The following is a 17,974-nucleotide window of genomic DNA, read 5'->3' as shown; positions in this document are numbered from 1 at the left end:
GGTCATTCATCCTATGTTTTGTGACTCGCGCTCCGGGCGCCCGCCCTCCCGTGCGGCCGCCGCGCCGTCCGGGGCGCGGGCCGGGAAGACCGCCGCCCACAGCAGCAGGCCCCAGGCCACCAGGGACACCGACGGCTGGAGCAGCGTCATCACCAGCCCGTACACCGTCCGCTCCGCCTGGTCGGTGACGGCCTGCGCCCCGATCCACAGGAACGGCAGCGCCGCCGCCAGCAGGTTCACCGCCAGCGCCGCCCAGACCGCTTTCGAGCGGCCCGGCCGCCGCCACAGCAGCAGCGCCCCGCCGACCACGAGCAGGAGCAGGGGCGGCCCGAGCAGGCGCACGGACATGAACCACGGGACTCCGAGGGCTTCCATGCGGGGACCCTACCGAGAACGCCCCGTGTTCCCCGATTCCAGGGGGAACACGAACGAAGGGAGCGAAACGGTATGACATGCTTCCTGATGGACCGTACCCCGCCCACTGGAGCCTGTTCCCCATGTCCCGATCCCGCCGCAGCGACGCCCCCCGAGCCGCAACGGAACGGTACATACCCCACTGGCCGGTGCTGGCCGGCGCCACCGCCCTGGTCCTCATCGCCGCCATCCTCGGCTACGTGGGCGGACTGTTCGCCTCCGACGGCGCGCGCGCCGAGGAGGGGGTGATCGCCGTCTCGGGCGTCCTGGTCCAGCCCGCGGAGCCGGAGGAGTCCCCCGAGCCCTCTCCGGAGCCCTCCGAGGAGCCCACCCACCCTGCGGGCATCGACCCCGAGACCGTCTACGTCCTCCAGAACGTGCACGGCGGCCGCGTCCTGGACGTCGCCCAGGCCGCCACCGGCAACGGCGCCGCGGTCCACCTGTGGGACCGGCACGACCAGGCCAACCAGCAATGGCGGTTCGCGCCGGTCGAGGGCGGGTTCTACGAGATCACGGGCGTGGGCAGCGGGAAGGTCCTGGAGGTCCCCGCCGACGCGGCCGCCCAGGCCGCGGCCACCCTGCTCACCAGCACCGGGGCGACCAACCAGCACTGGACCGTCGTCGACGCGGGCGGCGGCGTCGTCCGCCTGGTCAACCGGGCCACCGGCCAGGCCCTGGAGGGCCAGGGCGGCGCCCCGGACAACGGGACCCCCGTGGTCCAGGCCCCCGACGGAGGGCACGCCTTCCAGCAGTGGCGGCTCGTCCCCCTGGGCTGAGCACGGCCCCTCCGCCGGTCAGGGCAGCAGCAGCCCGCGCACCGTCTTCCAGCAGGTCTCGTCGGCGGCGTTCAGCAGCCCCAGCACGTCCGGGCCCTGGTCGGGCCGGTAGGGCGTCCCGTCCGGCCGCCGCGACACCCCGCCCGCCTCGGCCAGCAGCAGCGCGCCGGGGGCGTGGTCCCAGGGCAGGGTCCGGTGGAACAGCAGGAAGTCCCGGGAGCCCTCGCACAGCAGCGGGTAGTCGACGGCGGAGCAGTGCGCGCCGCCGTCCACCCCGGCGAACCGCGGCACCGACGCCTCCACGTGCCGCCTGGCCTCCGGGGCCAGGAAGCGGGTGAGCACCGAGCCGCGCAGCCGCCCGGGGTCGGTCGGCGCCGGATCGCGGCGCAGCCGCGTCCCGTCGCGCCAGGCGCCCGCCCCGCGTTCGGCGGCGTAGGCGCGGTCCCACTCGGGCTGCACGATCCACGCCGCGACGGTCTCCCCGGCGTGCACCAGGGCCGCCATCACCCCGTACTCGCGGCGGCCCTCGACGAAGTTGCGGGTCCCGTCCAGCGGGTCCACCAGCCACACCACCGGTTCGGTGCGCAGCGCCTCCACCAGCGAGGGGTCGGCGGCCACCGCCTCCTCGCCCACCACCGGGGCGTCCACCAGCCCCCGCAGCCGGGCCGTGATGACCCGCTCCGCCTCCTGATCGACGACGGTGACCAGCTCGCCGGGGCTCTTCTCCATGACCTCGCCCTCGGACAGCGAGCGGGCCCGGGGCAGGATCACCTCGCGGGCCGCATCGCGCAGGATTCCGGTCACCGCGTCCATGTCGATCATGCCCGCCATCCTAGGACCGGGCCCCGACACGCCTGGTAGCCTGGCCCCGTGTTCCACCCCCGTGCGTAGACCGACACCGGACCGCCGCGCCCTCCGCGCCCGCGGTCCCTCCGGTGTCCACGCACGCCCGCGGCGCCCGCGCGCCGCCGCCCCCTGAGGGAACACACCCATGTCCTCGCCCCACGGGGCCGACTCCTACCGTGCCGTCCTGCGCACGCCCGGAGCGGTCCGCTTCTTCGCGCCCGCCATGCTCGGGCGCCTGTCCTTCGGCCTGCTGGGCCCGGCCCTGATCCTGTCCGTCACCGCCGCGGCCGACTCCTACGCGGTGGTCGGCGCGGCCACCGCCGCCTACGGCGCCGCCGCCACGGCCCTGGCGCCGGCCCGGGCCCGTCTCATCGACCGCCACGGCATGCCGCGCGCCCTGGTCCCGATGGCGGTCCTGGCCGCCGCCGGCCTGCTCGCCCTGGCGTTCCTGACCTGGCGGCCGGGCGCCCCCGCCTGGGCCCTGATCGCCCTGCCCGCGCTCATCGGAGCGGTGATCCCGCCGCTGGGGCCGGTCACCCGCACCCTGTGGAGCCGCCTCTTCCACGACCGCGACGGCCTGCGCCAGCGGGCCTACAGCCTGGACTCGGTCGTGGAGGAGGCGGTCTTCCTCGCCGGTCCGCTGCTGCTGGGCGCGCTGCTGCCGTTCGCGCCGCCCGCGGCCGGCCTGGCCGGGGCCGCCCTCCTGCTGGTGGCCGGGGCCGTCCCGCTGGCGGGCGCGCCCCTGGCCCGGCGGCGGCCGCGGGAGGAGGGGGACCCGGCCCCGGACGGCGGCCCGCCGCCCTGGCGGGCCCTGCTGCCCGTGATGGCGACGGCGGCCGCGCTGGGCCTGACCCTGGGCGCGGCCGGGCTGGTGCACGTCGCCTTCGCCGAGCGCCACGGCGGCGCCGCGCTGCTGGTGTGGTTCGAGGCGGCCCAGACCGCGGGCGGGGTCGTCGGCGGCCTGGCCTACGGGGCCGTGCTGTGGCGGCGGGGGCCGCAGGCCCGTCTCGCCGGACTCGGACTGGGCGTCGGGGCGGCGACGCTCCTGGCCGCGACCGCGTCCGGGCCGCTCACGCTGTGCGCCGTGCTCTTCGCCGCGAGCGTCCTGGCCACCCCGGCGATCACCACCGCCTACCTGGCGGCCGACGCGGCGGCGGGACCGGGGCGGGCGGTCCGGGCGGGCACGTGGGTCAACACCGCCTACAACGCCGGGGCGTCCGCGGGCGGCGCGGCGGCGGGCGTGCTCGTCTCCCTGGTCGCACCCGCCCAGGGCTACCTGGTCGCGGCCCTGCCCCTGGTGGCCGTGCCCCTGCTCGTGGCCGGGGCCGCGGTGCTCACTCCCAGCGGAAGAGGCGGGCGGCCAGCGCCCCGCCGGCGACGGCCCACACCAGGAGGACCGCGAACGAGCCCGCCGAGGGAAGGGAGCCGTCCGCCAGCACCGCCCGCAGCCCCTCGCTCAGAGCGGTGATCGGCAGCGCCGAGGACACCGCCTCCAGCGGGCCGGGGAACGCGCTGACGGGGAAGAGCACCCCGCCCAGCCCCAGCAGCAGGATGTAGACCAGGTTGGCCCCGGCCAGCGTGGCCTCGGCCCGCAGCGTCCCGGCCATCAGCAGCGCCAGCGAGCTGAACGCGGCGGTCGCCAGCAGCACCAGGGCGGCCGCCGCGGCCGCGCCGCCGAACGACACCGCCGGGGTCCAGCCCAGCGCCAGCGCCACGGCGCACAGCACCGCGACCTGGATGACCTGCACGCCCAGCACGGCCAGCGTCTTGGCGGCCAGCAGCCCGAACCGGGACAGCGGGGTGGCGCCCAGCCGCTTGAGCACCCCGTACCGGCGCTCGAACCCGGTGCCGATGGCCAGCCCGGTGAACGACGTCGACATGATCGCCAGCGCCAGGACGCCCGGGGTGAGCGCGTCCACCCGGGGGCCCTCGCCGACGTCCAGGACGGAGGTGAGGCTGAAGCCGACCAGCAGCAGCACGGGGATGACCATGGTCAGCAGGAACTGCTCGCCGTGGCGCAGCATCACCCGCAGTTCCATCCCGGCCTGCGCGGCGACCATCCGCCACATCGGCGCGGCGCCGGGGGCGGGGGCGAACGGGGACGCGGCCCCGTCCGCCGGGCGCGCGGCGCCCGGCGCGGGCGCGGCGGTGCTGGAGATGTGCTCGCTCATGATTCGCGCAGTTCCCTGCCGGTGAGTTCGAGGAAGACGTCTTCGAGGGTACGCCGTCGCACGCGCAGGTCCTCGGCCAGGACGCCGGCGGACGCGCACCAGGCGGTCACCGTGGCGAGGAACTCCGGGCCCAGCGCCCCGGGGTCGTCGGTGCCGATCACGTACTCGCTCCGGCCGCCCGCGCCGCGCGCGGAGGAGATCCGGGTCCCGGCGGGCAGTGCCTCCCGCAGGGCGTCGGCGTCGACGGGGGTGTCGGTGGAGAAGCACACCTCGCGGCGGCCCCCGGCCAGTTCGGCGGGGGTGCCCTCGGCCACGACGGCACCGCGGTCGATGATGACCACGTGGTCGGCGAGGCGCTCGGCCTCCTCCATGTGGTGCGTGGTGAGGATGACGGCCACGCCCGCCTCGCGCAGTTCGGCGACCAGGTCCCAGGTGGCCATCCGCGCCTGGGGGTCCAGCCCCGCGGTGGGCTCGTCGAGGAAGACCAGTTCGGGGCGGCCGACCACGGCGCAGGCCAGCGACAGGCGCTGCTGCTGCCCGCCGGACAGGCGGCGGAACGGGGTGCGCGACACCGAGGTCAGGCCCAGCCGCTCCAGCAGCAGGTCCGGGGACACGGGGGAGGCGTGGAAGGAGGCCATCAGGCGCAGCCACTCGGCCGCGCGGGCCCCGGTGGGCACGCCGCCGGACTGGGGCATGACCCCGACGCGGGGCTTGAGCGCGTCGGCGTCGGAGACCGGGTCCAGGCCCAGCACCCGCACGCTTCCGCCGTCGGCGCGGCGGAAGCCCTCGCAGATCTCGATGGTGCTGGTCTTGCCCGCACCGTTGGGTCCGAGCAGGGCGGTCACCGCGCCCCGGCGCGCCCGGAAGGTGAGGCCGGAGACGGCGGTGGTGGCGCCGTAGCGCTTGACCAGGTCGACGACCTCGACGGCGGCTGTGTCCATGGGCCCAGAGTCTACGTGCGCCCGCGCGAGGCCCTTCACCGCCCCGCGCGCACCGGGGCGGCGGGGCGGCGGCGCGCCCCGCGGGAGGAGCGGAGGGGGTGTCCGCATGATGGGATGGTGGTCTCATTCAGAGAGACGAACGGTCGGAGGTGGGATGACCTGCACTTTTCCCGGGCGGGCCCCGCTGCGGCGAACTCCCAGTTAGGCAAGCCTGACCTTGGTGACGAAGGGCATGAAAGCGGGTTTGCCACGACGGACTGATTTACGCCACACTGATGTTGTCAAAACCAGGAGCAGTCGTCGAGGGGAGGGATCGTCGTGCCCGACGCCGCCAACGTACCCCGCCCCCTGACCGGGCCCGAACGCGGGGCCGAGACCGGCACCCGCGCGCGCGTGGCCCGGCTCATCCTGGAGCAGGGGCCGATCACCGCCTCCGCCCTGGGCGAGCGGCTCGGCCTGACCCCGGCGGCCATCCGCCGCCACCTCGACAACCTGACCGGCGAGGGCATGGTCGAGGCACGCGACGCCCGGCCCCCGGGCGGCCGACGCGGCAGGGGGCGCCCCGCGCGCGTCTTCGCCATCACCGAGGCCGGTCGCGACGCCTTCGTCCACGCCTACGACGACCTCGCCACCAGCGCGCTCCGCTTCCTCGCGGAGACCGCCGGCCCCGAGGCCGTCGGGGAGTTCGCCCGCAGTCAGGTCGCCGACCTGGAGAGGCGCTACGAGCCGCTGCTCGACGCCGTTCCACCCGAACAGCGCGTCCGGCTGCTGGCCGAGGCCCTGTCCAACGACGGCTACGCCGCCACCGCCGGCCGGGCGCCGGCCCCCGGAGGCGGCGACCAGCTGTGCCAGCACCACTGCCCTGTCGCCCACGTCGCAGCCGAGTTCCCGCAACTCTGCGAGGCCGAGATCGAGGCCTTCGCGCGGCTTCTGGGCACCCCGGTGCGCAGGTTGGCCACCATCGCCCACGGCGACGGTGTGTGCACCACGCACGTCACCCCCAGGGGTGACGACGGGGCGGGCGGGGACGACCACGCCCCCGCGCCCACCAGCGCCCGCCGCACGGCGGGCGGAGGATTGCAACACCACTAGGACGTCTGAGTCCAGGAGGAGTCCGCGCATGACGTCTATCGCGCATCCCGAACTCGAAGGGATCGGTAACTATGAGTACGGCTGGGCCGACTCCGACCAGGCCGGTGCCTCGGCCCGCCGCGGTCTGAACGAAGAGGTCGTCCGCGACATCTCCGCCAAGAAGGACGAGCCGGAGTGGATGACCAAACTCCGCCTCAAGTCGCTGAAGCTCTTCGACAAGAAGCCCATGCCCAACTGGGGCGCGGACCTGTCCAAGATCGACTTCGACAACATCAAGTACTTCGTGCGGTCCACGGAGAAGCAGGCCACCTCCTGGGAGGAGCTGCCCGAGGACATCAAGAACACCTACGACAAGCTGGGCATCCCCGAGGCGGAGAAGCAGCGCCTGGTCGCCGGTGTGGCCGCGCAGTACGAGTCCGAGGTCGTCTACCACCAGATCCGCGAGGACCTGGAGGAGCAGGGCGTCATCTTCCTGGACACCGACACCGCTCTCAAGGAGCACCCGGAGCTGTTCCAGGAGTACTTCGGCACGGTGATCCCGGCCGGCGACAACAAGTTCGCCGCGCTCAACACCGCCGTGTGGAGCGGCGGCTCCTTCATCTACGTGCCCAAGAACGTGCACGTGGAGATCCCGCTCCAGGCCTACTTCCGGATCAACACCGAGAACATGGGCCAGTTCGAGCGGACGCTGATCATCGTCGACGAGGGCGCCTACGTCCACTACGTCGAGGGCTGCACCGCGCCGATCTACAAGTCGGACTCGCTGCACTCCGCGGTCGTCGAGATCATCGTCAAGAAGAACGCCCGCTGCCGGTACACGACCATCCAGAACTGGTCGAACAACGTCTTCAACCTGGTCACCAAGCGCGCCATCGCCGAAGAGGGCGCGACCATGGAGTGGATCGACGGCAACATCGGCTCCCAGGTGACCATGAAGTACCCGGCCGTCTACCTGATGGGCGAGCACGCCAAGGGCGAGACCCTGTCCATCGCCTTCGCGGGCGAGGGCCAGCACCAGGACACCGGTTCCAAGATGGTGCACTGCGCGCCCAACACCTCCTCCACCATCATCTCCAAGTCGGTGGCCCGCGGCGGGGGCCGCGCCTCCTACCGGGGCCTGGTGCAGGTGCAGGAGGGCGCCCACAACGCCAAGTCCTCCGTCAAGTGCGACGCGCTGCTGATCGACACCATCAGCCGCTCGGACACCTACCCCTACAACGACCTGCGCGAGGACGACGCCGAGCTCGCGCACGAGGCGACCGTCTCCAAGGTCAGCGAGGACCAGCTCTTCTACCTGATGAGCCGGGGCATGGACGAGGACGAGGCCATGGCCATGATCGTGCGCGGGTTCGTCGAGCCCATCGCGCGCGAGCTGCCCATGGAGTACGCGCTGGAACTGAACCGGCTGATCGAGCTTCAGATGGAAGGAGCGGTTGGTTAAGTTGACCGGCCCGAGCATCGAACCCAAGGCCCACAGCCACGGCCTCGGGGACATCCCGTTCTCCAAGCTCGCGACCCACGGGTCCTTCGACGTGAACGACTTCCCCGTCCCCAACGGCCGCGAGGAGGAGTGGCGGTTCACCCCGCTGCGCCGCCTCAAGGGCCTGCACGACGGCAGCGCCGTCGCCGACGGCACCGACAAGGTCGACATCGACGCCCCCGAGGGCGTCACCGTCGAGACCGTCGGCCGTGACGACGCCCGTCTGGGCACCGCCGGCATGCCGGCCGACCGCGTCATCGCCCAGGCCTACTCGTCCTTCGAGCAGGCCACGGTGGTGACCGTCGCCCGGGGCGCCGCGCTGGAGCGCCCGGTCACGATCAGGCGCGAGGCCCAGGGGGGCACCCGCTACGACCAGTTCGTCATCGACGTCCAGCCGCTGGCCGAGGCGATCGTCGTCCTGGAGCAGACCGGCACCGGCGTGCGCGCCGGCAGCGTGGACGTCCACGTCGGCGAGGGCGCCCGGCTGACCCTGGTCAGCCTCCAGGACTGGGACCGCGACGCCGTCGACGTCACCCAGCACAACGCCCAGGTCGAGAAGGACGCCACGTTCAAGTCGATCGTCGTCACGCTCGGCGGCGACCTGGTCCGGCTCTCCCCGAAGGTGGCCTACAAGGGGCGCGGCGGCAACGCCGAGCTGCACGGCCTGTACTTCACCGGCGACGACCAGCACCACGAGCACCGCTCGCTCATCGACCACAACATCTCCAACACGCGCTCGCGGGTGGAGTACAAGGGTGCGCTGAGCGGCAAGGGCGCCCACGGTGTGTGGATCGGCGACGTCATCATCGGCGAGGGCACCACCGGCACGGACTCCTACGAGCACAACCGCAACCTCCAGCTCACCGACGACACCCGCGTGGACTCGGTACCTAACCTGGAGATCTTCACCGGTGAGGTGGAGGGCGCCGGCCACGCCGCCGCCAGCGGTCGCCTCGACGACATCCACCTGTTCTACCTGCGTTCGCGCGGCATCCCGGAGGACGAGGCGCGCCGCCTGGTCATCCGCGGCTACTTCCTGGAGCTCATCAACCGCATCCCGGTCGAGGAGCTCGCCGAGGAGATCATGGCCAAGGTCGAGCGGAAGCTGGCCGCGCATGAGTGACGCCGGTCGCTGGGTGAAGGTCGCCGAGCTCGCCGAGATCCCCGAGGAGGGGGTCCTCGGGGTCGAGACCGACGACGAGACGCCCATCGCACTGGTCCGGTCCGAGGGCGAGGTGTTCGCGCTGCGGGACGTGTGCTCGCACGCGGAGGTCCGCCTGTCCGAGGGCGAGGTCGAGGACGGCACCATCGAGTGCTGGCTGCACGGCTCCTGCTTCGACCTGCGCTCGGGGGCGCCGATCAACCCGCCCGCCACCCGGCCGGTCCCCACCTACGACGTGAAGATCGACGGCGACGACGTGCTCGTGTCGTTGGACGAGAAGAATTCCTGAGGCTGAAATGACGAAGTTCGAAATCCGCGGTCTGCGCGCCGACGTCCTGATCGGCGAGGACGAGCGCCGAGAGATCCTCAAGGGCGTCGACCTCACCATCAACTCCGGTGAGACCCACGCCATCATGGGCCCCAACGGCTCGGGCAAGTCCACGCTGGCCTACGCCATCGCCGGGCACCCGCGCTACGAGATCACCGACGGCGAGGTCCTCCTCGACGGTGAGAACATCCTCGACATGAGCGTGGACGAGCGCGCCCGCGCCGGCGTCTTCCTGGCCATGCAGTACCCGGTCGAGGTCCCGGGCGTGTCCATGTCCAACTTCCTGCGCAGCTCCGTCACCGCGGTGCGCGGCGAGGCCCCCAAGCTCCGCCAGTTCTCCAAGGAGCTGCAGGGCGCGATGAAGGACCTGTCCATCGACCCGGCGTTCGCCGCCCGCGGCGTCAACGAGGGCTTCTCCGGCGGCGAGAAGAAGCGCCACGAGATCCTCCAGCTGGAGCTGCTCAAGCCGAAGGTCGCGATCCTGGACGAGACCGACTCCGGCCTGGACGTCGACGCGCTCAAGGTCGTCTCCGAGGGCGTCAACCGCGCCAAGGAGAACAACGACCTGGGCGTCATGCTCATCACGCACTACACCCGGATCCTCAACTACGTGAAGCCGGACCACGTCCACGTCTTCGCCAACGGCCGCATCGCCGAGTCCGGCGGCTCCGAGCTGGCCGACACCCTGGAGGCCGAGGGCTACGAGCGTTTCGTGAAGGCGGGCGCATAACCCATGACCACGGTCCGCGAGTTCGGTGGGGCCCCAGGCCCGCTCGACGTCGCGGCGATCCGGAAGGATTTCCCGATCCTGTCCCGGACCGTCCGCGACGGGCGTCCGCTGGTGTACCTGGATTCCGGGGCGACCTCGCAGAAGCCCCGCCAGGTGCTGGACGCCGAACGTGAGTTCTACGAACGCCACAACGCGGCGGTGCACCGCGGTGCGCACCAGCTCGCGGAGGAGGCGACCGACGCCTACGAGGCGGCGCGGGAGACCATCGCCCGCTTCATCGGCGCCGACGCCGGAGAGGTGGTGTTCACCAAGAACGCCACCGAGGCGGTCAACCTCGTCGCGTACGCGATGGGCAACGCCGCCACGGCGGACGAGGGCCTGCGCCGCTTCCAGGTGGGGCCCGGCGACGAGATCGTCGTGACCGAGATGGAGCACCACGCCAACCTGGTGCCCTGGCAGGAGCTGTGCCGTCGCACCGGGGCCACCCTCCGGTGGTTCCCGGTGACGGACCAGGGCCGGCTGGACCTCTCGGACCTCGACACCCTCGTCGGCGAGCGCACCAGGGTGGTCGCCTTCACGCACCAGTCCAACGTGCTGGGCACCGTCAACCCGGTGGCCGACATCGTCGCCCGGGCCCGCGAGGTGGGGGCCCTGACGGTGCTGGACGCCTGCCAGTCGGTGCCGCACATGCCGGTGGACGTGGCGGAGCTGGGTGTGGACTTCCTGGCCTTCTCCGGGCACAAGATGCTCGGGCCCAACGGCATCGGCGTCCTGTGGGGGCGCCGGGAGCTGCTGGAGGCCATGCCGCCGTTCATCACCGGCGGGTCCATGATCGGCGTGGTCCACATGGAGTACTCCACCTGGGCCGAGCCGCCGCAGCGGTTCGAGGCCGGGGTGCCGATGGCGCCGCAGGCGGTGGCCCTGGCCGCGGCCTGCGACTACCTGTCGGCCGTGGGCATGGACCGCATCGCCGCCCACGAGCACACGCTGGTGGAGTACGCGCTCAAGGCGCTCTCCGACGTCGAGGGGCTGCGCCTCATCGGCCCCGCGGACGCCGTGGACCGCGGCGGCGCGGTGTCCTTCGAGGTGGAGGGCATCCACCCGCACGACCTCGGGCAGGTGCTCGACGACCGCGGGGTGGAGGTCCGGGTGGGGCACCACTGCGCCTGGCCGCTGCACCGCGCCCTGGGCGTGCACTCCACCACGCGCGCGTCGTTCTACCTCTACAACACCACGGAGGACGTGGACGCTCTCGTGGCGGCCGTCAGGGCCGCGCAGGAGTTCTTCGGAACCCGGGGCTAGGGCCCGCGTCCCGCGGACGGGTCCGGGCCCCGCAGACCCCGGACCCGCCCGCGACGGAACGCAGGGCGGAAGAACGACGAGGAAGACCCGCACATGCAGCTGGACGCGATGTACCAGGAGATCATCCTGGACCACTACCGGAACCCGCACCACAAGGGGCTGCGGGATCCGCACAACGCCGAGGCGCACCACATCAACCCCACCTGCGGGGACGAGGTGACGCTCCGGGTGGCGCTGACCCCGGCGCAGGGGGACGGAACGCTGGACGACCGGGCACTGGTCAGCGACGTCTCCTACGAGGGCATGGGCTGCTCGATCAGCCAGGCCAGCACGTCGGTGCTGACCGACCTGCTGATCGGGCGCACGGTGGCCGAGGGGATGCGGACCCTGGAGGCCTTCAACGAGCTCATGCACTCCAAGGGCAAGGGCGAACCCGACGAGGAGGTCCTGGAGGACGCGGTCGCGTTCGCCGGGGTGTCCAAGTACCCGGCCCGGATCAAGTGCGCCCTCCTCGGATGGATGGCGTGGAAGGACGCGGTAGCGCAGTCCCTGGAGAAGGAAGGCGTCTGATGTCAGCGAGCGAGAACGAGACCACGACGACCGAGGCCGCACCGGCCGAGGTCCCGCTGTCCCCCGAGGCCGAGGCGCTCGTCGAGGAGATCGGTGAGGCCCTCAAGGACGTCATCGACCCCGAGCTCGGCGTCAACGTCGTCGACCTGGGGCTGCTGTACGGGGTGAACGCCGACGACTCGGTGATCACCCTGGACATGACCCTCACCAGCGCCGCCTGCCCGCTCACGGACGTGATCGAGGACCAGGCCACCAGCGCGCTGGAGGAGTTCGAGCGCGAGGTCAAGATCAACTGGGTCTGGATGCCGCCGTGGGGTCCGGACAAGATCACGGACGACGGGCGGGACCAGCTGCGCATGCTGGGCTTCAACGTCTGATCCGTCCGACGGCCGAACGGGCCGGGCACCCCTCGCGGGGTGCCCGGCCCGTCGCCGTGTCAGCGCGCCTTCTGGGTGACGGCCACACAGGCCAGGACCACGAGGACGGTGGGCAGGGCGCCGGCGCCGGGCCGCTCGCCCAGGAGCAGCACCGCCCAGGTCAGGGTGAGCAGGGGCTGGACCAGCTGGATCTGTCCGGCCCGCGCGACGCCGATCAGGCCCATGCCCCGGTACCACGGGACGAACCCGCCGAACTGGCTGACCAGCGAGAGGTAGACCAGCCCGGCCACCGCCGAGGGGGTCGGCGCGGCCGGCTCCAGGACCAGGGCGGCTGCGGTGGCGGGCAGGCTGAGGGGCAGGGTGAGCACCAGGCCCCAGGCGATCACCCGCCAGCCGGGCATCGAGGCCGCCAGGCGGCCGCCTTCGGCGTACCCGTAGGCGCAGGCGAGCAGGGCGCCCGCCAGGAACAGGTCCCCGAGGCCGGGGGAGCCCCCGGTGCGGGCGAGGGTGAACCCGGCCACGGCCGCGGCGCCGATCCCGGCGGCGATCCAGAACGCGGGGGAGTGGCGGGTGCCGCCCAGGAGGGTGGCCAGGACGGCGGTGGTCACCGGGAGCAGGCCGACGACCACGGCGGCGTCGCCCGCGCCCGTGCTCCCCAGCGCCAGTGAGGTCAGCAGCGGGAAGCCCACCACGCAGCCCGCGCCGACCGCCGCCAGGGCGGGCAGCTGCGCGCGGGTGGGCAGCGGCGCGCGGACGGCGGCCAGGCATCCGGCCGCGATCAGCCCGGCGACCGAGGCCCGCAGCACGGCGGTGGTCCACGGGCCGAAGCCCTCCAGAGCCAGGGCGGTGGAGGGGAGGGTGAAGGAGAAGGCGACCACTCCGAGGAGGGCCAGGACGGCGCCGTGCGGAACCGCTACCGAAGAACGGGTGGTAGCGCTATCGTGTGCTTTCATGAACAAGGGTAGCAATGGCCGGGATCTGGCCGAGACCCTGCGTCGGGAGTTCGAGCGCTACGCTCCCGGGGAACGGCTGCCCGCCAGCCGGACCCTGGTGGAGCGGCACGGGGTGGGGCCCGTGACCCTCTCCCGGGCGATGGCCCGCCTGGTCGCCGAGGGGCTCGTGGTCACCCGCCCCGGCGCGGGCTCCTTCCGGGCCGGCGAGCCCGTGCGCCGGCCCGTGCGGGACACCTCCTGGCAGGAGGTCGCCCTGGACGCGGTGCCCGAGGCGGGCGGGGTCCCGCGCGGCCCGGACGACTCCGGGTTCCTCGCCACCCTCGCCCCCGCCCCGGCCGGGGTCGTCCCGCTGAACGGCGGCTACCCGCACGCCTCGCTGCGGCCGGACCGGGAGCTGGCCGCCGCCGCGGCCCGGGCCGCCCGCCGCCCCGGCGTGTGGGGGAGCCCGCCGCTGGAGGGGGTGGCGGAGCTGCGCGACTGGTTCGCCCGGGAGATCGACGGGACCTCGCTGGACGCCTCGCACGTGCTGGTCACGGCGGGCGGGCAGAGCGCCCTGTCCACCGCGCTGCGGGCGCTGGCCCGGCCCGGGGCGCCGGTCCTGGTGGAGTCGCCGACCTACCCGGGCCTGCTGGCCATCGCCCGGTCCCTGGGCATGCGCCCGGTGCCGGTCCCGGTGGACCGGGACGGGGTGCGGGTGGAACTGCTGGTCGAGGCGTTCGCCGCCACCGGTGCCCGGGTGCTGGTGTGCCAGCCCCTGTTCCACAACCCGACAGGGGCGGTGCTGGCGCCCGAGCGCCGCGCCGGGGTGCTGCGCGCCGCCCGGGAGGCGGGCGCGTTCGTGGTGGAGGACGACTACGCCCGGCGGCTGGCGCACACCGACGCCCCGCCCCTGCCGCCGCCCCTGATCGCCGACGACCGGCACGGGACGGTGGTGCACGTCCACTCGCTGACCAAGGCGTCCTCGCCCGGGCTGCGGGTGGGAGCCCTGGCGGCGCGCGGGCCGGTGCTGCGCCGGCTGCGCGCCGTCCAGGTGGTGGAGTCCCTCTTCGTCCCCCGGGTCCTCCAGGAGACGGCCCTGGAACTGGTGGGCTCCCCGGCCTGGGGGCGGCACCTGCGGGCGCTGGCCGAGGGGCTGACCCGGCGGCGCACGGCGGTGGCGGCCGCCCTGCTGGAGCGGGCACCGGCCGTGGAGCAGGAGTTCCGGCCGGGCGGCTACCAGGTGTGGGCGCGCCTGCCCGACGGCACCGACGAGGACGCCGTCGCGGAGGCCGCGCAGCGGACCGGGGTGAAGGCGGCGTCCGGCAGGCCGTTCTTCCCCGGGGAGCCGCCCGCGCCGTACCTGCGCCTGGCCTACGCCGGCACCTCGGGGCCGGAAGAGGCCGCCGAGGGGGCGGTCCGGCTGGCGGCGGCCCTGGACACCGCCCGGGGCCCGGCCTAGAAGGGGCGGCGGGCGCCGGCCGGGTCAGCCAGGGCGTGCACCTCGGCGGCGACCTCCTCGGGGCCCTCGACGGTGCGGCCGAAGGGCAGCCGGACGTCGTGGTCGCCGTCGGGGCCCTCGAAGCGCAGGGTCAGGCCGTAGCGGTCCACGCCCAGGGGGCGGGGCGGGACCGGGGGGACGTCCCCGGGGCAGACCTCGGCCAGCGCGGCGAGCAGGTCCGGGTGGTCCTCCTCCAGGTGGCGCAGCCAGGGGCCCTCCCAGCGGCCCAGCGGGTCCGGCCGGGCCCGGAGGAACTCGTCGTTGCCGAGCAGGTGGCAGCCCTCGGCGTCGGAGTGCACCACCAGGTAGGGGTCCATGGCGACCATGGTGCGGCCGTGGCCGATGTCGAGCAGGCGCTCGTCGGGGTCGTCGCGGATCAGCCGCAGGGCCCGCATGCGCGCCGTCGCCTCGTCCAGCGCGGTGAGGGTGCCGCTGATCCACAGCAGCGAGCGCGTGGGGTCGCGCAGCGCCACCGCGCTGGTGTCCGTGAACTCGACGGTGGCCGCGGTGCGCCCGCGGGACATCTCGTCCAGCAGGTGGTGGCGGTCGGGGAGTAGCAGGCTCACCGTGCCGCCGGGGTGTACGTGGCAGGCCGGGTCGACGAGGTGGAGGGTGCCGCTCTGGGTCGTGACGGTGGCCGGATTGGGCCGGGCCAGGACCGCTCTGGCGCGTTCGGCCGGGGAGGGGGCCGGGTGCCGGGAAGTATGCAGGGGAACCACCTCAACTAGGCTTAGGTAAGGCTAACCTACAAGAACGGTGAGGCGGGAGGAAAGTCCCGGAGGGTAAAAAACCAGGCCCCCGGTCGGGTGACCGGGGGCCTGGGCGGTGGTTCTAGTGGGCGGCGAACAGGCCGGCGCGCAGCTCGCCCGCGATGTCGTTGTCGCCCCGCCGGGTGAGCAGCTCCACCAGGGACTGCGGATCGGTCGGGGCCCGCTCGTCGCTGTCGGTGATCCGGCGGGAGAGGATCTTGAGCGCCTCCTCGGTGGAGGACGGCGCCGTGTAGCCGCTCAGGTGCAGCGCCCGCGCGGTCGGCGAGTAGTTGCTCAGGTCGGTCGCCGGCAGTTTGCGCGCGTCCAGCCGGTCGCCCGACACGGTGATGAAGACGCGGTCGCCGGGCTGGGCGGCCTGGCGGCGCAGCAGCGGCCGCAGCGAGTCGAACGCGGGCTGGTCGCGCCAGACCAGGACCAGCAGGTCCGCGCCGGGCGCGGTGAGGCACAGGAGCCGTCCCGGCTGCAGGCCCAGGTGGGTGGCGTACCCGGCGGGCACCGCCACCGGGGCGCCGTTGAGGTGGTCGGCGGTGATGTCGATGCGGTGCCACCACCGGCCGTCGGGCGCCCGGAAGCAGCGGGCCGCCATGGCCGGGCCGCCCGGGACCGGCCGCGCCGGGGCGACGGGCGGTGCCATCGGGGCCGGGGCGGGCGGCGGCTGCTCCGGCGGCGCCGGCATCCGCAGGCCCGCGGGGGCCGCGAACGGGGCGGGCGCGGGGCGTACGGGCTCCGGGGCCGGGCCCGGGCCGTCGGGGCGGCGGCGGATCGGCAGCCCGTTCTCCGTGGTGGCCCCCGAGTCGTCCGCGGTGTGCCCGGGCTGGCCGCCGGGCGCCTCCATCGGGACCGACGGGTCCACGAGCACGCGCCCGTCCTGCAGGCTCACCCCGGGGGTGCTGAGCAGCCAGGCGCGCAGCTCCTGCTGGCGGATGCCGATCCGGCCCAGCCGGATGCCCGCCTCGGTCAGGCCCGGCCCGTCGGCCAGCAGCTCGCGGGTCTGCCAGCGCAGCCGGCCCGGGTCGTCGGCGATGAGCCAGCCGTTGTGCATGCGCCGGTCGGTGAACAGGGTGATGACCACCCGCCACAGCGGCGTGCTCAGGGTGGGCACCTCCACCGGGTGGTCGGGGTGGGCGTTGATCAGCCGGTCGATCGTGGTGGCCGTGCCCAGCTGCTCCGACAGGTCCCGCAGGTGCTTGGTGATGGGTGCGCCCTCGGGCGAGTTCAGCCAGCGCAGCAGCCGCTCCTCGACCTTGCGCTGGGCGGCGCGGATGTCGGTGACGTCCACGGCGATCTGCTCCGACAGCACCCGGATGCTGATGGGGTCGGTGGCGAACAGGCGCTCGGCGGCCACCGTCCGCTCCAGGTCGGGCCAAGAGCGGAACATCTCCTCGACCATGTCCACCAGGGGGTGCTCGCCCAGGGCCGGGGCGGCCGGGCGCTCCTCCTGCTCGGGGCGGTGCTTGGGCGGCCCGAAGCTGGGTCTGCGCAGGGTCCGCCCGGGACCCAGCAGCGAACTGCGGAACTGCGAGCGCAGATCGCCCACGCCGTTCCCGGCCGAGACCTCGGCCTCCAGCGCCGCCCCCGGGATCATCGCGGCGGAGCTCACCATGGCCATCGGCACCGGTTCGTGCCCGCCGACGGCGACCGGCAGGGGGACCTCCTGGTGCTCCTCGTCGCGCTGGGCGCGCAGCGCCCGCAGCGTGCGGATGGCCCGGGTGGCCGGGGTCTGCGGCGGAGTCGGGTCGCCTCCGGCGCCCCCGGAGGCCGAGGCCTGGTCGGAGCCGGTGGCGGTGGTCAAGTAGTCCAGGGCGCTGCGCACGTGCTCGGGCGCGGTGTCGGGCAGCCAGTGCGCGATGGTGCGCACCGCCTCCAGCATCAGCGCGGGCGAGGGGGCGGGGCCGCCGGGCAGGTCGCCGCAGGGCTGCAGGGCCCGCCAGGCCACGGTGCTCACCACGTCCATCACGCGGCAGTCGCCCAGGGGCCAGGAGCCGATCTCCTGGGGAGGGCTGGAGATGAGGTGGTCCCAGTCGCCGGCCGTCGACAGCACGACGCTGCGCACCGGCTCGGCGAGGTCCTCGCAGTGCACTTCCTGGGAGCGCAGGTTCGGCAGGAACTCGGCCAGGGGCACGTGCGCCCACTGCTCCACGGCCAGGCGCGCGATCCCGTGCGCCAGCCAGGGCGGACCGGCGATCTCCAGGACCCTGGCGACCGGCAGCGAGTGCCACCAGCCGTCGATCAACCGGTCATGGTGGAGTAGTGGAGCCACGTCCGGCGACCTCGACCACCGCAGCGCGGGTGCGAGGTCGACGAGGCAGATCGGAGAGACGGCGTTCATCCGCTGGGGACCTCGACCTCCTGGTGTCTGCACGTGAATTGGGGAGGAACCGCACGGGCCTTCGGTTCGATGCACCACAGTACGCGCCCTTCACCCGCTGGGGGGACCCGTCCGGAGGACGGGCGGGGATGCCAGGGGTGGGCACGGCGGCCGGGGGACAGGGGTGCCGTGAGCACTTCTCGGAGATCGTACGTCCCTTGACGCCACATGGGTACCCCCAGGCCGTCCCGGTCCGGGCGGAGGGCGCCCCGGCGGC

17 protein-coding genes and 1 pseudogene are annotated in these 17,974 nt (G+C 73.9%); 11 read left to right on the top strand and 7 right to left on the bottom strand.

From position 1 onward, the window contains the following. Positions 1-6: 6 nt before the first annotated feature. Positions 7-375: a hypothetical protein gene (locus ABZ249_RS27495; protein ID WP_355268620.1), complete on the bottom strand. Its 369-nt coding sequence runs from the start codon at positions 373-375 to the stop codon at positions 7-9. Positions 376-497: 122 nt separating this feature from the next. Between ABZ249_RS27495 and ABZ249_RS27490 the strand changes: the two genes are divergently transcribed. After that, complete coding sequence (locus ABZ249_RS27490) at positions 498-1,190, top strand: RICIN domain-containing protein (RefSeq protein ID WP_355268618.1); 693 nt, start codon at positions 498-500, stop codon at positions 1,188-1,190. An 18-nt stretch (positions 1,191-1,208) separates the two neighbouring features. Here ABZ249_RS27490 and ABZ249_RS27485 read toward each other — a convergent pair whose 3' ends face one another. Then, entirely contained in the window at positions 1,209-2,012 is an 804-nt protein-coding gene (locus tag ABZ249_RS27485) for an inositol monophosphatase family protein (protein ID WP_355268616.1), read from the bottom strand. Positions 2,013-2,181: 169 nt separating this feature from the next. On the opposite strand from ABZ249_RS27485, the pseudogene ABZ249_RS27480 reads away from it, so the two are divergent. After that, positions 2,182-3,249: pseudogene (locus tag ABZ249_RS27480) on the top strand (MFS transporter); the annotation flags it as partial. Positions 3,250-3,370: 121 nt separating this feature from the next. Here ABZ249_RS27480 and ABZ249_RS27475 read toward each other — a convergent pair. Together ABZ249_RS27475 and ABZ249_RS27470 are read right to left on the bottom strand one after the other, a co-directional pair. Further along, positions 3,371-4,207 (bottom strand): ABC transporter permease, encoded by an 837-nt coding sequence (locus tag ABZ249_RS27475; RefSeq protein WP_355268614.1) that lies wholly within the window; start codon positions 4,205-4,207, stop codon positions 3,371-3,373. Beyond that, entirely contained in the window at positions 4,204-5,148 is a 945-nt protein-coding gene (locus ABZ249_RS27470) for an ABC transporter ATP-binding protein (protein ID WP_355268612.1), read from the bottom strand. The genes ABZ249_RS27475 and ABZ249_RS27470 overlap by 4 nt, the downstream gene beginning before the upstream one ends. A 318-nt stretch (positions 5,149-5,466) precedes the next feature. On the opposite strand from ABZ249_RS27470, the gene ABZ249_RS27465 reads away from it, so the two are divergent. The 8 genes from ABZ249_RS27465 (at position 5,467) to ABZ249_RS27430 (ending at position 12,189) form a co-directional block, all read left to right on the top strand. After that, positions 5,467-6,240 carry a MarR family transcriptional regulator gene (locus ABZ249_RS27465; protein ID WP_220560076.1) on the top strand — a complete coding sequence of 258 codons (774 nt, stop codon included), beginning with the start codon at positions 5,467-5,469 and terminating at the stop codon, positions 6,238-6,240. 28 nt (positions 6,241-6,268) lie between these two features. After that, positions 6,269-7,681 (top strand): Fe-S cluster assembly protein SufB, encoded by a 1,413-nt coding sequence (sufB, locus tag ABZ249_RS27460; protein WP_355268609.1) that lies wholly within the window; start codon positions 6,269-6,271, stop codon positions 7,679-7,681. Between the two features lies 1 nt (position 7,682). Continuing rightward, a complete protein-coding gene (gene sufD, locus ABZ249_RS27455) occupies positions 7,683-8,843 on the top strand; it encodes a Fe-S cluster assembly protein SufD (protein WP_355268607.1) in 1,161 nt (386 codons plus the stop codon). After that, on the top strand, positions 8,836-9,171 hold the full coding sequence (locus ABZ249_RS27450) for a non-heme iron oxygenase ferredoxin subunit (protein ID WP_220560080.1): 336 nt from the start codon (positions 8,836-8,838) through the stop codon (positions 9,169-9,171). The genes sufD and ABZ249_RS27450 overlap by 8 nt, the downstream gene beginning before the upstream one ends. Before the next feature lie 7 nt (positions 9,172-9,178). Further along, positions 9,179-9,940 (top strand): Fe-S cluster assembly ATPase SufC, encoded by a 762-nt coding sequence (gene sufC, locus ABZ249_RS27445; RefSeq protein ID WP_220560081.1) that lies wholly within the window; start codon positions 9,179-9,181, stop codon positions 9,938-9,940. Between the two features lie 3 nt (positions 9,941-9,943). Further along, positions 9,944-11,242: a cysteine desulfurase gene (locus ABZ249_RS27440; protein WP_220560082.1), complete on the top strand. Its 1,299-nt coding sequence runs from the start codon at positions 9,944-9,946 to the stop codon at positions 11,240-11,242. 93 nt (positions 11,243-11,335) lie between these two features. Further along, positions 11,336-11,812, top strand: a complete 477-nt coding sequence (gene sufU / locus ABZ249_RS27435) for a Fe-S cluster assembly sulfur transfer protein SufU (protein WP_220560083.1) — start codon at positions 11,336-11,338, stop codon at positions 11,810-11,812. After that, positions 11,812-12,189 (top strand): metal-sulfur cluster assembly factor, encoded by a 378-nt coding sequence (locus tag ABZ249_RS27430; RefSeq protein ID WP_220560084.1) that lies wholly within the window; start codon positions 11,812-11,814, stop codon positions 12,187-12,189. The genes sufU and ABZ249_RS27430 overlap by 1 nt, the downstream gene beginning before the upstream one ends. A gap of 59 nt (positions 12,190-12,248) precedes the next feature. Here ABZ249_RS27430 and ABZ249_RS27425 read toward each other — a convergent pair whose 3' ends face one another. Further along, entirely contained in the window at positions 12,249-13,142 is an 894-nt protein-coding gene (locus ABZ249_RS27425; RefSeq protein ID WP_355268603.1) for a DMT family transporter, read from the bottom strand. Between ABZ249_RS27425 and ABZ249_RS27420 the strand changes: the two genes are divergently transcribed. Further along, positions 13,141-14,580: a PLP-dependent aminotransferase family protein gene (locus ABZ249_RS27420; protein WP_355268600.1), complete on the top strand. Its 1,440-nt coding sequence runs from the start codon at positions 13,141-13,143 to the stop codon at positions 14,578-14,580. The two genes, ABZ249_RS27425 and ABZ249_RS27420, sit on opposite strands and share 2 nt — an antisense overlap. Here ABZ249_RS27420 and ABZ249_RS27415 read toward each other — a convergent pair. Continuing rightward, a complete protein-coding gene (locus ABZ249_RS27415) occupies positions 14,577-15,338 on the bottom strand; it encodes a DUF2470 domain-containing protein (protein WP_355268597.1) in 762 nt (253 codons plus the stop codon). The two genes, ABZ249_RS27420 and ABZ249_RS27415, sit on opposite strands and share 4 nt — an antisense overlap. 112 nt (positions 15,339-15,450) lie before the next feature. Beyond that, complete coding sequence (locus ABZ249_RS27410) at positions 15,451-17,718, bottom strand: hypothetical protein (RefSeq protein ID WP_355268594.1); 2,268 nt, start codon at positions 17,716-17,718, stop codon at positions 15,451-15,453. Between the last annotated feature and the right edge of the window lie 256 nt (positions 17,719-17,974).

Origin of the sequence: Nocardiopsis sp. NPDC006139, assembly GCF_040614155.1 — a bacterium.
In the GTDB taxonomy this organism is placed as follows: Bacteria; Actinomycetota; Actinomycetes; order Streptosporangiales; family Streptosporangiaceae; genus Nocardiopsis; species Nocardiopsis changdeensis.
Note: the sequence above shows the minus strand (reverse complement) of the source record. Positions and strands in the feature narration are given on the sequence as shown.